Below are 17,854 nucleotides of genomic sequence, written 5' to 3' on the forward strand. Positions count from 1 at the left end.
GCGAGAACGGCGTGGATTCGTACACATTGAGCGGGAAGAGTCGCCGCAAGACTCCTCTGTATGAAGTCTTGCGGCATCTCGGGGATTCCCTTAGGCGTCGCGAGCCCCTTCAAGGTAGGTGTAACCCATCAGGCTCTCTTCATAGCATTTTACAAACTGTCCTGCCTGAACATTGTTGATCAGACCCTGTCGGACAGCATTCTCGACATGGACCTGAATCTTTGCCATCAGGTCCTTGCCCTTGTACTGCACGTAATCGAGCACTTCATCAATGGTTTCCCCTTTGATGATGTTCTCAAGAATGACTTCACCATTCTTCAGGTCAACGTGCACGGTATTGGTGTCGCCGAACAGGTTGTGCAGGTCCCCAAGAATCTCCTGATAAGCGCCAATCAGAAATGCCCCGAGGTAGTACGGTTCATTGTTGTACTCGTGCAGCATCAGCGTTTTCTTGACGTCTCGACGATCGATAAACGTGTCGATCTTTCCGTCAGAGTCACAAGTGATATCGCACAGCACCGCGTGGCGGGTGGGTTGCTCAGTCAGGCGATGAATTGGCATCACCGGGAACAACTGCTTGATCGCCCAACTGTCTGGCATGGACTGGAAGAGCGAGAAGTTGCAGAAGAACAGGTCCGAGAGAAGTCTGTCGAGGCCCTGCAATTCGTCCGGAACGTAGTCGACTTCTTCGTTGATCTTGCGGATCTTGTGACAGATCGCAAAGAACAGATTCTCCGCCAGAACTCGCTGGTCGAGTGGCAGATAACCTGTACTGAACAGGTTCATTGTCATGTCGAGCGCTTGCTGCGCATCGTGGAAACTCTCAAGGACGTTTCGTGGAGTGACTCCCTGATACGTTCCCCACAAGTCATGAAGTGGCTGCTCGAATGACTCCGGAATCGTCTTCGGCAACTCGGAGAGTTCACCTTGATGAGTCACCCCCAGGGTTCCAAACACCAATACGCTGTGGAATGCAGCCACGGCGCGACCACTCTCCGAAATCAAATTCGGGTGTGGAACGCCAGCTTCTTCGCAAACAGTATACGTGTGGTAAACGACGTCGTTGGCGTATTCCTGTAGCGAGTAATTCATACTCGACTGGAAATTCGTCTGAGATCCGTCGTAATCGACTCCGAGTCCGCCCCCGACGTCGAGGTACTCCAACCCCGCACCACGTCGATGCAGGTCGACGTAAACACGAATCGCTTCGTTGATCGCCGCTTTGACCTGTCGAATGTTGGTGATTTGGCTTCCGAGGTGGAAGTGCAGAAGCTTGAAGCAATCCGCCATTCCCTGACTCTCGAGAAGCTCAAGAGCTCGCAGAATCTCGCTGACAGTCAGGCCGAACTTCGAACGATATCCACCTGATGATTGCCAGCGACCCGCGCCTCGGGCAGCGAGTTTCACTCGCATTCCAATCTGTGGGCGTACGCCCAGCTTCTTCGCGAATACGAGGATGCGCTCTAGCTCGGAGAATTTTTCGACAACCGGAATCACGGTGCGGCCGATTTTCTGACCAAGCAACGCCATCTCAATGAATTCATCATCTTTGAATCCATTGCACACGATCGGCATGTGTGGTTCTGTCATCGCCAGAACAGCCAGCAATTCCGGCTTGCTTCCTGCTTCCAGTCCAAAGCCGAAATCACGCCCGTACTCGATGATCTTTTCGACCACTTCACGCTGCTGATTGACCTTGATCGGATAAACGCAGGCGTACTTCCCCTGGTAATCGTGATCCTTGATCGCTTTTGCGAAAACGTCGTGGAGTTCCTGGAGGCGCTCTTTGAGGATTCCGTTGAAGCGGAGCAGGATCGGGAGATCAAGCCCGCGAGCCTGGAGTCTGTCGACCAGATCTTTAAGGTCGATGGAATAATTGGGGTTTCGGTCCGGGTGCACCTGCACCTGGCCATTCTTCCCGACAGAGAAAAATCCGTTCCCCCAGCGGCCGATTTCATACTGATCAATCGAATCCGCCAGTGTCCAGGCGCTATTAGGATCCAGCATCGCGACAAGTCACTTCAAGTAAGAGCAATCTTGACAACAACGGTCAGCCAAAGGGAATTCAATCTCTGTTAGCAACATCGCTAACCAGTCGATGAACATGAATTCCTCTGTCAGCCGCCCCGACCTTCACGGCACCAAAGCCGTGAAACTCAAGGGAATCGAACATTGTTTACGAAGTGCGGTCGTTAAGAAAGGATTCACTCCAGATTTTCACAAAAATTCCCGGAAGAGGTGTACAGATACCCATTTCGGGAATTTTTCCAGGATTTCCCTCATCGGTGCAAAGTTCCCGATTCTCGAGCGATTCTCGATATTCGGTTTTAGCAGATGTTTTCGCAGAACTTCACAGAGCGGCGAACTGATGGGTGTCAACCTGTTGCGGTACCCGCAGCGAAGGAACTCGAGACTAAAATTCTCCGACGACTTCGCCACTCATCGCGGTGAGGAGTGATGCCAGAACTCCTAGATCGATATTTTGCGAGACTCCACGTGCCGATCCGTCTCCGAGAGCGCAATGAGCCATCCCGACGTGGTGGCTATAGATCGAATACTTGTTGTTGCAGTTGATTGCGCAGGTCCCCTTGTTGGCAGCGGTGCCATCTGCAGTGCCGTCGAAAGTGTAAGATCCAACAGCCGAAGCATTTCCTTCCGCCCATCCGCACAGGCTGATGTAACCTGAAGTCGCAGAATCGACCAATCCAGAGTTCGGAACCTTATTGTTGGATTGATAGACGGCCGGGCGTCCTGAGCATTCGAAAATCATAATCGTGTTGCTCAAGCCGTCCGTGATGCTGGCGAATTTTCTCGGTGCGGTCCCTTTGAAAAACGCTTCACGAACGGAAGGGGCAGTCTCCCCGCGTGAAAGCCACAAGGTTGTCGATGTGTTTGAGGGGATCGAATAATCCGAGACCGCTGCTGGCCATTTCACCGCTGCTGATTTCGTTGGAAACTGCACATTGACGGACGATCCCTCTGGGTCGCTGGGGCATTGGTGGAAGGGGAGTTGGTATCCGACGGCATCTCGGTTCTCAATTTTGTTCCACGAGATCTTGTAGTTGTACATTTCAGAAAGAGGATTGTTGTCGATGTACGGAAGCAGGAACGCTCCCCAGTTGTTCGTCGCATTCACTCCGTCATATTTTTCGGTCAGAGCGCCAATGACGTAACCGTAACTCGCCTCGAAGTTATGAAATGACAAAGCAATCTGCTTGAGATTGTTCTTGCACTGGGTTCGGCGTGCTGCCTCGCGGGCTTGCTGGACCGCAGGGAGGAGCAGGGCGATTAACACCGCGATGATCGCGATCACGACCAGCAGTTCAATCAGGGTGAACCCGGAACGTCGTTTACTCAATAGAGGTCGTTTAGGTGAACGTGAGCGAAGGTGCACGGTAATACTCTCCAGGCAATAATTCCAATTGATGCTGGCTGGAGACTGGACGAACGTGATCCAAATTCACATGTGACATGCAAATGGTCCGTTACGCGCAGGCTTTGGCTTGCTGTTCGCGAGATAGAATGAACGTTATTCGTCTTCTGGAGCATCTTGCTCGACAGGGGCGGTCGCTGGCATGAGATCTCCGGGTTGTGGGAGAACTGGTGGCCGATGGCGGAATCGTGGTTCCTCCAGCGAAATCAAAAATTCCTCAAGATCATCTAGGTCTTGAGCGTTGAGGCCAAGTGGTCGCAGGTGTGGAGACTTCTTGGGGAACAGAGGATCGTCTTTCTGCTCCTCCTTCGCCACAAGAGTGGGCATCCCCGCGTTGTACATCCGGAGAACGTTGGGAAGATCGAATAATCCGTTGTGCATGTAAGGGCGAGTCCGGCTGACATTCCGCAACGTCGGAGTGCGGAATCGTCCGACATCTTCCTTGTCATTCGAAATGAGATACCGCCCGAGGTCTTCGTATTTGCGACCGTAGTAGCTCAGCCCGATATCGTGGAACTTGTGGTCGGTGAGCATCGGACCGGAGTGGCAGTTCATGCAGCGACCAGTGGTGCGGAAGACATCGAGTCCTCGAATGGCACTGTCTGAAAATCGTTGATGCTTCCCTTGGAGGAATGTGTCAAAGGGGCTTCGACCGCCAACAAGTGTTCGCTCAAAACAGGCAATCGCCATCGCGACACGACTGATATTGATCGAAGGGTCACCAAAAACCTGTTCGAACGCAGCACGATAGGCAGGAAGTTGGGAAAGCCTTTCAAGAATCAGCTCTTCGGAGCAGTTCATCTCCTGAGGATTCATCAGCACTTGTTCGGCCTGATCTTCGAGAGACGCGGCTCGGCCATCCCAGAAAAAGGTGTGATTGAACCCGACATTCAGAATGGACGGAGCGTTTCGTTTGAGTTCGAACCGGCTGAGGCCGAAGGAGACTGTGCGACCATCTGCCCAGGCAAGGTCAGGGTCATGACAGGATGCACATGCCATCTCGGAAGATTGAGAGAGTCGTGGATCAAAGAAAAGGACCCGGCCGAGCGCCGCTTTTTGTTTTGTGAATGGATTCGATTCCGGATGAACCGCTTCCGGCAATAACCCAAGTTCTTCCCACTGCACACCTTCATCGACTGTCGGAGCCGGCCATTCTGAAGAAGGCTTTGTGTAGATTTCTTTCAAACTTTTCGTGCGGGCTTCCAGCTCTTCCGGTGTTTCGAGTGGTCGTGGAGCGATCCGCTCGAAGAAGCCGCTCCGTCCGACGGTTCGACTGACAACCGGAGGTGTCGCCTCTGTATTCTCAGGCTGAGGTTGAGTCGGTGTGTCGGGACTCGTTGCGACTTGAGCGGTTGACGGAGCAACACCATCGCTCGGACCCTCGTCAGCCGAGACGCCGGTCAAAAGAGCGTATGCGAGAGCAGCGGACGCTAGCAGTGCTGTGAGGACGCGTGATGCAGGCAATTTTGTAGCCTTGGATTTAGTAGAAAGAGTTGTGTTTATTTTGGTGAGACTGAGTCTCAACGTCAATGCTGGCGGCGATCCGACCGCCGTTTTCCCCAATTGAAGAAACCCGAGCAATCGGCAGAACACCGAACAGGTCACGTTAATTCTCGCGGCGTTTGCACATCAAAACGAAACAGCGGTCATCGATCGGCAATGAGATCAGCAGGAGAGGGGACTGCTCACATGATGATGCCGTCGAGCATTGGTTCGTCCGTGCGCAGGCAATCCGGAGATCCAGTTTACGGTCCTGTCGATGCTGCGAGCGGAGCGAACGGTCAGCGGATACCGAGCAGGTTGTTCAGCTGAACAGAACTGTTGCTGAAGTTCCCGAACTTCGGCTCCAGCGAGAGAGCCACTCCGACATTGTTGCGGCTTCGGTCGTAGCCGAGTCCCAGGTGCAGCAGAAAGTTTTCGCCGATGCGAGTCACGGTGACCGATTCTCCACGGTCGATTCCTTCAGCAATGTCAAATTGCGCTGCGGCAGTCATGACGTAAAGGTTCGGGCTCATCACATAGGAGAAACTTCCGGTGATTAGCTTGCTGTCGATTGGACCGACTTCGACATTGCGGTAGCCAAGATAGGCACTTCCTCGACCGCCCCGCTGATGCAGAACACCGACATCCCAGACATTTTGACCTCCCGAGAAGAAATCGGTAATTCCATTGGCAAGGAACGTTGTCCTTGGGCTGACGTGCAGAGCATAACGCCCATTGACCAGACCGAACGTTTCTCCAAAGTTGTCTCGATCTGCTTCCGGGAAAATCGTGGCGCCCAGATCAAGTTCCATCCAGTCCACGATCCGTTCAGCCTCCGGAGGGCCAACTTTCGTTTGCCATCGATGGTGCATTCCTAACCAGAGCGAATGCATATTCCCGACCAGTTCATGGTACGGCGCGGTCACCGTACTTCCCGCTCCTGTTCGGACAGCGTAGTAACGAGGATCAAATTGTGCTGGCAATGCCGGGAGACCGAATTCCACAGGGAGCAACCGTTCGCGGAACCGCTCCTGAGCGTTTTCATCGAACTGGTTGTATTGAGCGATTTCATCCAGATCGCCATCAGCCCGGGCGTAAGAGTAATCCAGATCGTACGTCACTTTGTGAGCCAAACCGTTGAGTCCGAGGAGTCGGCTCTGTACTTCCGGCATGTATTTGGCAAACTCGACGCTGGCTCGAATCCCTGCTTTTCCATAGACGCGGCTCATGGCGTCGCCGTTCAGGTTTTCCTCCCAATGGGCGACCTCTCCAAGTGCATAGGGGACAAAATTCACCGGGCCGACCGCGAAGGGGATGCTCAACTCATGGCGCGTTTGCATGACTGCCCCTTCCACGTCCGCGAAATAAGGAAGCGGAGTGAACGGGTCTTGAGCAGGATTCGGTGGAGGAGCAGCCTGATTGAGAATTCCGTATCCTATCGAAGAGTGCTGGCTCCAAATTACTGGTGATCCGAACAGCGGTTGTCCGAGCAATGTCAGGTCCGCTTTGGGAAGCCAGCTGGTCTGGTCATTAAAGTCGTTCGAGACCACTGACCCTTGCAGGCTCGCGGTCAAGTTATCCACCTGATGATTCAGGACGATGACATTCTCGAGGTCTTTCTGGGTGTCCCACGCACGCTCGAAATACTGCTCGTAGAAGTTGCGGTCATCGTTGAAGACATGACCCGCTTCAAACTGCAACCATGTGTTTTCGCCAATGTCCGTGCGATCACGGAACACGATCATCCCTCGATTGTCATTGAAAATCGGGAGATCACGTCGTTGGTATCCCAGATTGTCACGACCATGATCGTTGGTGTAATAGAGCTCACCCCAGCCAACGTGGCGGGTCGGCATTCCGAAGAGATCTGTTTCCAGCTCGAAGAGTCCACGGCTTCCCACCCCCGGACCTCGCGCGGAACGCCAGTCGGCGAGAAGTTGCCAGTCCACAGAAGGAGGAAGATCGGTTCCCAGGATCGTTTTCAAATCCCAGGCCGATTCAATCGTGGCCCCGAACATTCCACTATAACCAACATCCAGTTTCCGGATTGGAATATGCGGGTCTTCTGCTGGTCCAGCCAGATAGGGGGCTGCAAACACAGGAACGTCACCCAGATAGATGACGTTGTTCAGGCTGGTCGCGAAGAACATTCCCCCTTCGGGCTTCCCTGTGACCGGGTTGATTTGATTTTCGTTTCCGAAATACCGCTTGTCGATGTAAACGTCGCTGGCCTGAGCCCTCCACTGCGGCTTGCCAAACTCACTGGTGGTCAGGAATGCATCTTTGGCGTGAAAGCTGTTTTCGGAATTTTGCCGGACTTCAGCTGCCCGCAGGCGAAGTGTTCCCTGCAGATCTGGGAGTACGGAACGAATCTCGGTGTTCATGCTCAAACCACGATGATTCTTCAAGTCGTAGTAAGCGTGACTTGCCCGAATGTCGTTTCCACCTTGTCGGATAACGATGCTTCCTTCCAGGTAAACCTGAAACGGCGTCTCTTGATCGATATCGAATTCCCCTTGGTCTCCCACGTGATTCGCATCGGTCCAAATGACGGCTCGATCCGCTGTGAGGTCGACCAGCGATAAGACTGTTTGTCCGTTTCCAATTTGCAATGGAACATTGTCGACGACGATGTTCACTCCGCCTGTAATCGTGATGACGTACTCTGCGGGGACCGATCCTTCGTTGACTTCACCCTTGGCTTCGATGTGCCCTCCGAGAAACTTGGGGGAGATCCGGACGTGTTGTCGAATCCGCTCCTGAGGGGCAGGAAGCATCGGGAGAGATTGCCCCGGGACCTCTAGAGTGTATTGAGCTTGCCGAATCGGCCTGCTTTCAGCGTTTCGTTTGTCCGATGCACGCAGGTAGACCGGATCTTGTGAAGCACCGGGCAGGATCGTCGGTTCGGGGCCAAGATGTTCGAGCCCCATGTTCGATTCAAGGTCAATCAGAAGCAACGGTTCGTGGGTCCGTCGAGCTGCAGTTTCGGCTGTGACGGAGTACTCCGAGCTGGCTTCCAGATACACCTGATACTGTTTCTGCGATGACCCGGAGTCCGGCAACTCCCAGAGTACCGCCGCCGGTGCCATCCATCGTTTGCTCCCTTGAACGATCTGGCAGTTCCCCCGAAGGAGTCGAACAGTCTCGTTGCCATGCTGGAACTTTGCTGAGTAGTCCGCCTGGATCTGAATGGCTTGAAGCTGAGGATCGACAGACGCAAATGGAGTCGGTCGATTGGCTTTTCCATCACCGAAGCTGTGCCCTGATTCACTCGCGGATTGCGCAGCGAGAGTACCAGTCATGATGACGAATAACGTCAACACGAGCAGCACGCTTCTTGCGTCATGCGGTCGTGGAGTCGACACGCGGAGTCCGTTCGGCGAGGAGGTTGTCGTGGGTGGAAACTGTAGGGATGCCATCGAATGAGGCGGCGGAGTATAGGCCGGACTTAAAAAATGAGTCAATAAGTGTAAAAATACTCAAGTTTTGGGTGATCCTTGCGAGGTGCTGCAAAAAGCGCCGTTGACCAGAATTCAGGGTTTCGCGATAACCCCCACGTTCGTGACCGGCAATTCCTGCCGGAAATTTCTGCCAGTCTTTGTTGAATCACATGCGCTATCCTCAGACAAATCGCGTGCGACTGATGTGCGTGATCGCATTCGCGATTCTGGGAGGCGGACTCTTTTGGGCGACCTCAAGGGGAAATGCCCATTCAAATGAGCGGGTGGGTGCGTTTCGCATCCGCTCAGAGGTTCCACTCGGCAAAGAACTCGGGCAGTCGCTTCTGCTGTCGATGGCTCAACTTCGCTGCGATGTGGAACAGACACTCGGCCTGACCGGCCCTGTCGCCCCCATTCAAGTGAACCTGTTTCAATCAAAAGAGACGTATCTGGAGTTTCTTCAGGAGAAGATTCCAGCAGCGGTGAATCGCACTGCACTCTTTGTGGGAGGAACAGATTCGCCTCAGATTTACGTCACTCACCATCAAGGTTATGAGATTGATATCCGGCACGAATGCACGCACGCGGTCTTGCATCAGTCGCTGCCACATATTCCGCTCTGGTTGGATGAAGGTTTGGCGGAGTACTTCGAGGTCCCTGAGGAATTACGAGAATACGGAAACCCGTATCTTGAAGAATTTCGATCCCAGGGACGGGAGTGCAAAATTTCTTCCATCCGCAAGCTCGAAGAACTCATCGACGTCGATCAGATGCATCGCGATGACTACCGTGACTCATGGGCATGGGTTCATTTTCTGTTGCACGGGCGGCACCCCGGGAGAACCGAACTTCTGCGGTATCTCGATTCGCTCAAAGCGGGGGAGAATAGCGAGAGTTTGAGTGATCAACTGCAGGTCGCCTACCCCCATCTTGACGAGTTGCTTCTTGACCATTTGCAGCAGGGGTGGTGACGGTGTCCGCTAAAGGGTTCGTGATGAATGGAGTCGATGATTGTGATTCCGCGGAGCCTTCAACCCGACTGGCGTTCTGCGTCGAGCGATTGATGCATCAGTTCGGCTTGCTGTTGATGTCGCTGTTCTGCGGTTGCTTTGGCCTGGAATTACTGAGCGATCAGCTTCAGGCAGGGCCGCCACGATTGAGAAACCAGCAGCGACCAGCGGAAAACATCGCGGATGTGTCCTTGAATGCAGATGCAGTCTTGGCGGGTGCGTTTGTGGATCCGGCGGGAGGTGCGGTCAAAGATGCTCAGGTGATTCTGACGCAGAACCGAAAAGTGATTTGGAGTGGTCGAACAAATAACGAGGGACTATTCGAAGCAAGCGGGATTGCGACCGGAGTATATCGTGTTGATTGTGGCAAATCGTCACTGAATTGCCGCGTGTGGACACCAGAGAGCGCACCTCCGAAGGCGTCCGGCGTTCTCATCCTCACTCGCAATATCGCGACAGGGACTGAGCAGCGTTTCGGTAATGAAGAAGACTGGTCGTTACGGTTTTCCGGATTTCATACACTGGCATTTCCGCGTCTCCCATTTCGGGAGGTCCGGAAGCCTGTTCAGCCATGATCCCACGGGCCGATATGAGTTAATGTCCGAATCATGGAGTTTGATTGGAATTCGGAACCGCTCTCGATTTGTTATATTTTTTAATTGATGGCGGTCGGCTGAACGGCAGTGATAAGCTTCTGGGAAGAACTTCTGGACGGCGGGCATCAGAAGCGGAGTGAGTAAGATGAATATGAATTCTCCCACAAATCCCATGCGTCGACGTACTTTTCTTTGGTGGAATGCCTGTCTGCTCGGAGCCGCTTGGGGGGCAAGGTCTGCATCAGCTCAAGACCAGCCCCAGGAACACCCACTGGTTCCTGCAATTCAGCTTCTCAAGCAGTCCTACGAAGTCGTACAGAAGGTGCAGGACTACGAAGCGACTCTGATCAAGCGAGAGATGGTTAACGGAAAGCTGCTCCACCAGCGGATTCGGCTCCGGATCAGGGAAGCTCCATTCAGCGTGTATATGTTTTTCGAAGACCCCAATCCGGGCCGTCAGGTGCTGTTCGTGAATGGCCAGTACAACAACGAACTATTGGTCCGGGACGCCAGCGGAATTACCGCTCTCGCGGGAACAATGAATCTTGCCATCGATAGCCCGCAGGTGATGGCGGAAAATCGCCATGTCATTACAGACATGGGGATGAAGCGAATGCTGGAATTGCTCGCTGTCCAATGGCAGGAGGAATCGAAGTACGGGGAATGCAATGTGAAGTTCTACCCTGGAGCGAAAATGGGGAACGCAGAGTGTGAAGTCATCGAATGTTCACACCCGCGACCACGCCGGCAGTTTCCATATCACATGACCCGCGTTTTCCTCGAGAAGCAGTCGAGGCTCCCGATTCGCGTCGAGAACTACGGTTTTCCTCCTGAGCCAAATCAGCAGGCTCCGTTGCTTGAGGAATATACGTACGTCAACGTGAAGACGAACGTCGGTCTGAAGGATGCCGATTTCGATCGACGAAATCCGAACTACTCATTTCAATGATTGAGTGGACTCGTCGTCAGGCGAGATTTTCTCGAACAGGATGATGTGTTGTCGGGGAAGTGTCTCAAGAGTTTCAACCCACTTCAGGTTGAGTTCCGGGAGGCCTGCTTCCTTCTTCACCTGAGCTTCACTCATCTTGTGGATTTCCTTGATCGGAATCCGCGGGTCTTCCTTGCGGTACTCGACAAAGGCGACTCTACCGCCCGGTTTCAGCGACTCAGAAATCGACTTCAGCATTTCGTACGGGAAATCGAATTCGTGGTAAACGTCGACCATAATGACGAGATCGACGCTCCCGCCATCCAGGTTGGGGGACTTCGTCGTGCCGAGCACTCCCTGAACGTTCGTGACGCCCAGTCCTTTACATTTGATTTCCAGTGCCTGCAGCATCTCCTTCTGGATATCAACAGCAAGCACCTGTCCAGACTGGCCGACTTTCTCTGCCATCAAGACGCTGATCACTCCGGAACCCGCACCAATGTCGGCCACCGTCATGCCCGGTTCTAATTGAAGTGAATCAACCAGGAGTGTCAGCCGTTCCTCTTCTTCGCGTTCTGGCCGTTCGAGCCAGGAGATTCCTTGATGTCCCATCACCATGGCAATCTCACGGCCCATGTAGAATTTTCCAATTCCATTAGGATCGTGAATCGCGCGGACGGAATAGCGATTCTTTGGTTTGGCCGCTTTCTTTGTGGGCTCATCGGCAGAAACCGTCGCAATCCCGACGAGAACCAAGCCGAACATCACAAGCAGTGTTTTCATCGAATCGCCCAGCCCTGTTGAGGAAATGAAACACGATCAACCAGACAGGCGTTTATCAGTGGTGTCTGAATCCGCCTGCCGTCCGTCCGACAAGTATATCAAAGATTCGATGCGGGAGGCGAGCTTTGCAATTCGGTCGCGGAGTTGTTGACTTCTCTGTTGAAGCCGCCGTGGGAGAGAAAGTGAATAATCTGCTGGGCGGCAGAGTTTCGCAGTACCAGTCCGCTGTGGCGACTGGGGACGATGATGTGGTCTGTTTCGAAATCGAGGTGGGTTGTCTTCTCGGTCAGGACGTAATCCCATTCAGCAGCAATGATACCGACCCGAGTTTTGGGGATGCCCGCCATCGGCAATTGATTCACATAGCTGTCGTCCCGGTCTGAGAGTTCATCAATCAGAGGAGAGAGCCATCGCAGGTACGGACCGACCCAACGGGCGAAAAACGACCCGCGATTGGGGGGAGACAGCAGCACAACATTTTGCAGATTCGGAATACGGACTTCCGACAGCACGGCACGGGCAATGATCGACCCCATGCTGTGTGCGACAATGTGAACGGGATGTTCGACGTTGTTCGTCTTAAGGAAGTCTTCAAACCGCGACCGGAATTCCGGAATCAGATTCGAGAGAGATTGCCAGACGCTGCGGTACCCCCAGTTGACGACAGAATATCCCTGGAGCCGCAGTCGATAGGCAAGAAGAGTCATCAACCAACTACTAGCGCCCAGTCCGTGAATCAGGATCACTGTTCCCTTATTTTCTTGATCCGTCTTGGGGGGCGTCGTTGTTCGGTTTTGTGTGAACATGACAACATCTCCCTTCTGATTCTCTCAGCCCCGCAGCTAAATTATTGTAGGTTGATCAAGATATCGGGCGAGTTTTTTTACTGATTTCTTCGCTGGCCTCGTAAGTTGCATGTCTACAATAAGATAGGCAAATCGCCAGTTGAAAGCCGGGCTGACGAGTGTTGGGTGAAGGAGTGACTGCGTGTTCAATTCCTAACGACTCTCATCTGATAGTGAGACGATGTTACGGAAACTCTAACACACTTGAGAATTCGAGATAAATTTAGGTTGGCATCTCCAACAACTGGTTTGTATCGTTTGATCCAAGTCGATGGTTTTATTGAGAATTCCCAGAAAAATTTGTGTCCGGGCGTCGATGGCTTCTTGCGATTTTCGTGCAATGGAAACGAATGCTGTTGGGAAAGAGGTTGAAATCCAATGTCTGCCCGAGTTGAACCAACACTACTCCGCAAGCTGAACGAGAGACGTGTTCTGGAACTGATTCAGCAGCAAGGACCCGTTTCTCGGGCAACCGTAACACGAATTTCAGGGCTTAGCGCTCCCACTGTCTCGAAAGCTGTGGCGTCACTTCTGGACGTCGGTTTGCTTGAAGAAATCGATGCACCCTCGACATCATTCGGGCGGCCTGCGAAGTTGGTCAAGCTCGCAGTGAACAGTACGTCGGTAATGGGTGTGGTCATCGATCCACAGGAATGCTGGGTGGTGGCGAGTGGACTGGATGGTCAGCTTCGAACCGACCGAATGAAGTCGTTCGATACACCGCACACCTATCAGGAGTTGATTCTCAAAGTTACCGAATCCATCAGGCAGCTGAAGGAGGAGGGAACGTCCGAGATTCTGGGGGTCGGGATCAGTGTTCCAGGGTTGAAGCACAAGCATCTCAATAAAGTCGTCTTTTCGCCAAACTTGCATCTTCTGGATGGACAGTCCCCGGGTAGGGACATTGAAACGCTCACCAAGCTGAAATGCCACGTTGTTCAGGAAACACACGGTCTCTGCATCGGAGAAGCGATGTTCGGCGGTGCTCAGGGGCGGAGCGATTTCGCGATGCTCGATATCAGCACCGGACTCGGATTGGGAGTCATGAGCGGCGGGCGCCTGCTTTCCGGAAACAGCGGAATGGCCGGGGAGCTAGGGCACATTACCGTCGATCGAAATGGGCCTGAATGCGGTTGTGGAAACCGAGGCTGTCTTGAAACCTTGGCTACGGATGCAGCTCTCGCCCGAATGATCTCGGCAAAATTAGGGCGACAGATTGGGATTCTTGAAGTGGTCCAAGGTGTCAGGGCAAACGAATTTGATGCAACTCAAGAACTGGAGTTCGTCGCGGAGTACATTGCCATCGCGTTCGCTGCTGTGATTAACATCTTTAATCCAACCGCTCTTTTCGTCCATGGGGCACTGTTTCAGGCGTCGGACGATCTCTTCCGGAAAGCGGTGGAACAAGCGGCAGTTCGGGCCCTTTCTCCCTCGTTGTCTGATTGCAAGATTATTCAGGCGCGGGGAAGTAAGCGACAAGCGGCAATCGCAGCGATCATCCAGCATCTAACGCAATCCTGGGCTCCAACTCTCTCCTGATCCCAGCGAGTCGCAGTGCTTTTAAATATGATCAAACAAAAAAGCGGATGGAAATCTTCACGCGATTCCCATCCGCTCTGTATTCAACTCGCTACTGCTTCTTTTGTGGGAGCAGTGACTACCGTGGGGTACGGTGGAAGTGGACGTGCTTCCATGCTCCATTGATCTTCTGCCAGACGCGGGTTTCGTCTGCCGTCACAGTGACTGGACTTCCGCTTCCGTCCAGCTTCTGAACGACTCGGGCGTAACAAACCAGCCCAACGTCTCCCATGATCTTCACGGTTGGTGAGCTGATGCTGGAGAGGCGAGGTGTGCCGCTGCCTGGAAGATCGAAATAGAACTTGTGGAATGGCAGTCCACTGACGAGGTGACCTTCTGTCTCAGGCTCGAAACAGGTGATCTGCTCATCGCAGAGATCGGTGTAGGTTTTCCAGTCGCCAGCGTCGATCGATTTGAGTAACTGAGCGGACAGGTTCAGCAATTCTGTTTCAGCAGGTGTTGGCATGAGCGTTGTGTTTAGGGATTTCTAAAAGGATTGGTCCATTGAGCGCCGCGATAGCTTAACCATTCTTGCGAGCGGTTGCGATGGATTCGCGGAATCCTGTGTGTTGCCAGCTTTGTGCAATCTCGTTCAATCGTTCACAATATTGGTCGTTGATGGAACCTTTTCCGGAATGCGATTGGGTTTGATGACGCGAAAAAAACTCGGTGAAAGCTGCATTGCAGGCAGGGAAGCCGGTTGTGGGAACATGGTTGTCACTCGGCGATTTGAACGCAACCTGAATGCTGGCGAGGGCAGGATTTCAGTACCTCACCGTTGATCTGGAACATTCAGCGATCGACTGGGCACAAGCAAGTGCGCTGTTTCGATCGATCGCGGATGCTGGCTGCGTTCCTCTGGCGCATGTCCCGGAAGGACGACATGATCACATCAAGTGAGTGTTGGACGCGGGGCGAACGGGATTATCGTCCCGATGGTCGACACGGTCGAGCACGCTCGTCTCTGTATCGCAGCGGCCAAGTATCCACCCGTTGGAAATCGTTCCGTCGGGGGATCGATGAATGCGATTAAGTTTGGTGCATCGCCTGCGGGCTATTATCTCCATGCCAATAGTGAGACCATCGTCATTCTGCAGACGGAATCTCCGCGAGGAGTGGACAACGCTGACGAGATCTATCGGCTCCTCGGAGGCGATGTCATATTTGTTGGTCCCAACGATCTACGCGCCCAGATGAGGAGTCCAGATGGGAGCGATCCAGTTCCGGAAGAGTTTGAGGAGATTCTCAACCGGGTGCTGGCCACGGGATGAAAACATGGCATGCCGGTTGGCCTGCATGTGATGTCTGACGAAGATGCTCAATTGCGGATCGGGCAGGGGGGGCAGTTCATCGCGATGGGAAGTGACTTTTCATTGCTGGCAACCGAAGCGACCCACGTCGTTAATATGCTCGGAATTTCAGCGTCGACCGCACCGCTCGTAATAATACTGAGAGACGATCGCTCTTCTGTGACACCGAAGCAGTGATGGAATGCAAAAAGACTCCCGAATCATCTCGTAGTGAGCGGTTCGGGAGTCTTTTCAGGATGCTGCATGCTGCGTCTGCAGTGCAATCCAGTGTTTCTGGATTACTGTGGCAGAACTTCGAGTGTGGCGATGTAGCGCAGTGAACGCTGGGTTGCTTGTGGAACGGAGACCTTCTTGTCGGTTGAAGTCGCTTCCATCCAGTACATGCCAGCTTCTGGCCAGGTGACGGTGAAGACGCCGTCGCTGTCTGTGGTTGCCTTGATCTCGCTTTGATCGTTGCGGTAACGGGTTCCACCCTGGATCAGCGTCACTTCCAGACCTGAAGCGGGGGCACCGTCGATCAGCAAGCGGAACTTGCTTTCCTCACCGGCAAACAGATCATTCGGGTGAGTGATTGGAGAGAGTGTGATCCCAGCGACTTCCTTGCTGGGAAGATCAGATGGTTTGCCGAAAGTGACGAAAGACTCGCAGCGGCCAACTGATTCTGAAACGCGGAGATTCTGAGCATCTGCAGGGACCTGCTTTGCGAAATCTTCAGCGTTTCCACGGAATCGCATCGGTTCGCCATCTTCAACCCAGCTCGCCATCAGACCGCCGGATGGAAGAGTGATTTGGTAAGTTCCTTTTTCCTGCAACGGGAAGTCGAAAACGCTTCTGTAATTTCCGGAAGCTTGGTTGATTGTTTCGACCTTCTCCCCGCTCGGGCTGGTGACAACAACGTTCTGAATGTTCAGTGGACGATGGTCAAAGTAAAACAGGTCGTTTGAAACGGCCCCGTCAACGGTAATAAAAGCGTTTTCTCCGGAGACGACTGTTTTGGAGGGGAGCAGCCAGAGCTTGTGAGCGCTGGCTGTCAGCGGAAATGCGAGAACCAGAGCTACCGTTGCCAGAAAAATACGTGGCATTGAATCTCTCCTGAAGAGTTTTCTGTGAGTCTGTTGAATGGCGATTGCAGGGGATAACGCAAGCGTCTGATGTTATGGTTTGAGAATCAGTTTGACTTTGCCGATTTCTTTGGTCCCTTGGGCTTCCTGGCTGGACTCTTTTTCACTTGGCCATGAGAAGGGGATTTCGACGATCTCGCGACCACCAACTTCCCGAACACCTTCCACCATGAGCCTGTATTTTCCGGGAGTCAGTTTCGAAAGTTTCTTTTGGTCAAATGTCAGGGTGTGGTCGCCCGCTGGTCGTGTGGCACTTGTGACGCCATCGATTGGAAATTCGAGGTCGCGACCCGATCGGCGCCACCACTGACGCAGGTCTGGAAGCCATTTCTCTCCTGCTCCCTCAGCGTTAGGACGTTGCTGGTACCAGACTGCGAGATTGACAACCGCTTCCTGCTTTTCGTTCTGAATCCAGATTGCAACATAGGGGCGGTGGTATTCCGAGACATTCAGTCGAGGAACCTCCACTGTCACTTCCATTTGAGCCGATTTCATTTCCAATTCGTCTGCAGCGAAGACAGTCGCAGGAATCAACAGCCCAAGGAGTGCTAGCGTTTTGAGAGCTTTGAGTGACATCATTCAGTCAGACCCTTTGAGAGTGAACTCGATAAAAGCAGTGAAAAGGAGAATGATCGATTTCCCAGCCTGTCGGCTACGGGAAGTGGCTCATGATCGTTGCTAACACAAACGGAATGAGCAGTCCCAATCCCACAACTGGCCACGTCATCTTTCGATGCTTGGCGTGGAAGTACAGCAAGTAGAGGCCCGTCAAGCAGAAGATGAGAGTGCCAATCGAGAAAATGTCGATGAACCACTTCCAGAGAGGGCCTGTATTGCGACCTTTGTGAAGATCGTTGAAATACGCGATCCACCCCCGATTGGTGTTTTCGAATTCCGTGTCACCTGAAACCCGGTCAATCACCAACCATGAATCTGCTCCAGCGGTGGGCATTGACAGATAAATTTCGTCGTCTGACCACTCAGCCAATCGCTTTCCAATGGGATGGGCAAGTTCCTGGGAGAGCCAGTTCGCGACTGAATCGGGGAGCGGGGCATTCTCGAGGTCAGTCTGAAGCGATAGTTCCGCTAATTGTTGCTCAGGAAGCTGGACGGTCTTCTTGGTGATGACAGGAGACGTTTCAATCTCGCTGGCATGGTTGAGTGTGATTCCGGTGATGGCAAACATCACCATACCAACCAGACAGATGGCAGAACTGATCCAGTGCCATTGAATCATCGTCCTCAGCCAGTACCCACGCTTGCTCTTAGCCTTTGATTTTGGCCGGTGTTTCTTGGGCTGGGACATCGTCGAGGTTTCTAGGCTGCGG

The 17,854-nt window shown here is 53.1% G+C and carries 16 protein-coding genes; 6 read left to right on the top strand and 10 right to left on the bottom strand.

Translation table 11 applies throughout. The features are described 5' to 3' along the window. Positions 1 to 90: 90 nt before the first annotated feature. From speA to SH668x_RS06945, 4 genes are all read right to left on the bottom strand, one after another. The gene (gene speA, locus SH668x_RS06930; RefSeq protein WP_437187971.1) at positions 91 to 2,007 is read right to left on the bottom strand and encodes a biosynthetic arginine decarboxylase; all 1,917 of its coding nucleotides are present in this window, start codon (positions 2,005 to 2,007) and stop codon (positions 91 to 93) included. A gap of 406 nt (positions 2,008 to 2,413) precedes the next feature. Further along, positions 2,414 to 3,394 carry a DUF1559 family PulG-like putative transporter gene (locus tag SH668x_RS06935; RefSeq protein WP_437187972.1) on the bottom strand — a complete coding sequence of 327 codons (981 nt, stop codon included), beginning with the start codon at positions 3,392 to 3,394 and terminating at the stop codon, positions 2,414 to 2,416. Between the two features lie 135 nt (positions 3,395 to 3,529). Further along, the gene (locus tag SH668x_RS06940; RefSeq protein WP_437187973.1) at positions 3,530 to 4,897 is read right to left on the bottom strand and encodes a cytochrome-c peroxidase; all 1,368 of its coding nucleotides are present in this window, start codon (positions 4,895 to 4,897) and stop codon (positions 3,530 to 3,532) included. A gap of 317 nt (positions 4,898 to 5,214) precedes the next feature. Continuing rightward, positions 5,215 to 8,280: a hypothetical protein gene (locus SH668x_RS06945; RefSeq protein ID WP_437187974.1), complete on the bottom strand. Its 3,066-nt coding sequence runs from the start codon at positions 8,278 to 8,280 to the stop codon at positions 5,215 to 5,217. Positions 8,281 to 8,525: 245 nt separating this feature from the next. Here SH668x_RS06945 and SH668x_RS06950 point away from each other — a divergent pair, with 245 nt between their 5' ends. The 3 genes from SH668x_RS06950 (at position 8,526) to SH668x_RS06960 (ending at position 10,910) form a co-directional block, all read left to right on the top strand. Next, on the top strand, positions 8,526 to 9,326 hold the full coding sequence (locus SH668x_RS06950; RefSeq protein ID WP_437187975.1) for a DUF1570 domain-containing protein: 801 nt from the start codon (positions 8,526 to 8,528) through the stop codon (positions 9,324 to 9,326). A gap of 2 nt (positions 9,327 to 9,328) precedes the next feature. Beyond that, positions 9,329 to 9,940 carry a carboxypeptidase-like regulatory domain-containing protein gene (locus SH668x_RS06955; protein ID WP_437187976.1) on the top strand — a complete coding sequence of 204 codons (612 nt, stop codon included), beginning with the start codon at positions 9,329 to 9,331 and terminating at the stop codon, positions 9,938 to 9,940. 166 nt (positions 9,941 to 10,106) lie between these two features. Further along, positions 10,107 to 10,910, top strand: coding sequence for a DUF1571 domain-containing protein (locus SH668x_RS06960; RefSeq protein ID WP_437187977.1), 804 nt, complete (start codon positions 10,107 to 10,109; stop codon positions 10,908 to 10,910). Here the strand turns inward: SH668x_RS06960 and SH668x_RS06965 are convergent. Further along, the gene (locus SH668x_RS06965) at positions 10,899 to 11,672 is read right to left on the bottom strand and encodes a class I SAM-dependent methyltransferase (RefSeq protein WP_437187978.1); all 774 of its coding nucleotides are present in this window, start codon (positions 11,670 to 11,672) and stop codon (positions 10,899 to 10,901) included. The two genes, SH668x_RS06960 and SH668x_RS06965, sit on opposite strands and share 12 nt — an antisense overlap. Before the next feature lie 98 nt (positions 11,673 to 11,770). Next, positions 11,771 to 12,478: an esterase/lipase family protein gene (locus tag SH668x_RS06970; RefSeq protein WP_437187979.1), complete on the bottom strand. Its 708-nt coding sequence runs from the start codon at positions 12,476 to 12,478 to the stop codon at positions 11,771 to 11,773. A 417-nt stretch (positions 12,479 to 12,895) separates the two neighbouring features. Between SH668x_RS06970 and SH668x_RS06975 the strand changes: the two genes are divergently transcribed. Beyond that, the gene (locus tag SH668x_RS06975; protein WP_437187980.1) at positions 12,896 to 14,056 is read left to right on the top strand and encodes an ROK family protein; all 1,161 of its coding nucleotides are present in this window, start codon (positions 12,896 to 12,898) and stop codon (positions 14,054 to 14,056) included. A 118-nt stretch (positions 14,057 to 14,174) separates the two neighbouring features. On the opposite strand, the gene SH668x_RS06980 is transcribed toward SH668x_RS06975, so the two are convergent. Then, on the bottom strand, positions 14,175 to 14,561 hold the full coding sequence (locus SH668x_RS06980) for a DUF4440 domain-containing protein (protein WP_437187981.1): 387 nt from the start codon (positions 14,559 to 14,561) through the stop codon (positions 14,175 to 14,177). Between the two features lie 430 nt (positions 14,562 to 14,991). Between SH668x_RS06980 and SH668x_RS06985 the strand changes: the two genes are divergently transcribed. Then, complete coding sequence (locus SH668x_RS06985; RefSeq protein ID WP_437187982.1) at positions 14,992 to 15,366, top strand: aldolase/citrate lyase family protein; 375 nt, start codon at positions 14,992 to 14,994, stop codon at positions 15,364 to 15,366. 9 nt (positions 15,367 to 15,375) lie between these two features. Next, positions 15,376 to 15,582 (top strand): hypothetical protein, encoded by a 207-nt coding sequence (locus SH668x_RS06990; RefSeq protein ID WP_437187983.1) that lies wholly within the window; start codon positions 15,376 to 15,378, stop codon positions 15,580 to 15,582. 101 nt (positions 15,583 to 15,683) lie between these two features. Here the strand turns inward: SH668x_RS06990 and SH668x_RS06995 are convergent, their stop codons facing one another. From SH668x_RS06995 to SH668x_RS07005, 3 genes are all read right to left on the bottom strand, one after another. After that, complete coding sequence (locus tag SH668x_RS06995; protein ID WP_437187984.1) at positions 15,684 to 16,487, bottom strand: DUF4198 domain-containing protein; 804 nt, start codon at positions 16,485 to 16,487, stop codon at positions 15,684 to 15,686. Positions 16,488 to 16,559: 72 nt separating this feature from the next. After that, entirely contained in the window at positions 16,560 to 17,105 is a 546-nt protein-coding gene (locus tag SH668x_RS07000; protein ID WP_437187985.1) for a DUF2271 domain-containing protein, read from the bottom strand. Positions 17,106 to 17,178: 73 nt separating this feature from the next. Then, positions 17,179 to 17,832, bottom strand: coding sequence for a PepSY-associated TM helix domain-containing protein (locus SH668x_RS07005; protein ID WP_437187986.1), 654 nt, complete (start codon positions 17,830 to 17,832; stop codon positions 17,179 to 17,181). Positions 17,833 to 17,854 lie beyond the last annotated feature (22 nt).

Origin of the sequence: Planctomicrobium mucosum (assembly GCF_051466335.1) — a bacterium.
Classification (GTDB): domain Bacteria; phylum Planctomycetota; class Planctomycetia; order Planctomycetales; family Planctomycetaceae; genus Planctomicrobium.

Excerpts from the sequence above, each read along its gene's own strand:
- speA (WP_437187971.1), bottom strand. The coding sequence starts at position 2,007 with ATGCTGGATCCTAATAGCGCCTGGACACTGGCGGATTCGATTGATCAG.
- SH668x_RS06950 (WP_437187975.1), top strand. The coding sequence starts at position 8,526 with ATGCGCTATCCTCAGACAAATCGCGTGCGACTGATGTGCGTGATCGCA.
- SH668x_RS06960 (WP_437187977.1), top strand. The coding sequence starts at position 10,107 with ATGAATATGAATTCTCCCACAAATCCCATGCGTCGACGTACTTTTCTT.
- SH668x_RS06965 (WP_437187978.1), bottom strand. The coding sequence starts at position 11,672 with ATGAAAACACTGCTTGTGATGTTCGGCTTGGTTCTCGTCGGGATTGCG.
- SH668x_RS06970 (WP_437187979.1), bottom strand. The coding sequence starts at position 12,478 with ATGTTCACACAAAACCGAACAACGACGCCCCCCAAGACGGATCAAGAA.
- SH668x_RS06975 (WP_437187980.1), top strand. The coding sequence starts at position 12,896 with ATGTCTGCCCGAGTTGAACCAACACTACTCCGCAAGCTGAACGAGAGA.
- SH668x_RS06980 (WP_437187981.1), bottom strand. The coding sequence starts at position 14,561 with ATGCCAACACCTGCTGAAACAGAATTGCTGAACCTGTCCGCTCAGTTA.
- SH668x_RS06990 (WP_437187983.1), top strand. The coding sequence starts at position 15,376 with ATGCCGGTTGGCCTGCATGTGATGTCTGACGAAGATGCTCAATTGCGG.
- SH668x_RS06995 (WP_437187984.1), bottom strand. The coding sequence starts at position 16,487 with ATGCCACGTATTTTTCTGGCAACGGTAGCTCTGGTTCTCGCATTTCCG.
- SH668x_RS07000 (WP_437187985.1), bottom strand. The coding sequence starts at position 17,105 with ATGATGTCACTCAAAGCTCTCAAAACGCTAGCACTCCTTGGGCTGTTG.
- SH668x_RS07005 (WP_437187986.1), bottom strand. The coding sequence starts at position 17,832 with ATGTCCCAGCCCAAGAAACACCGGCCAAAATCAAAGGCTAAGAGCAAG.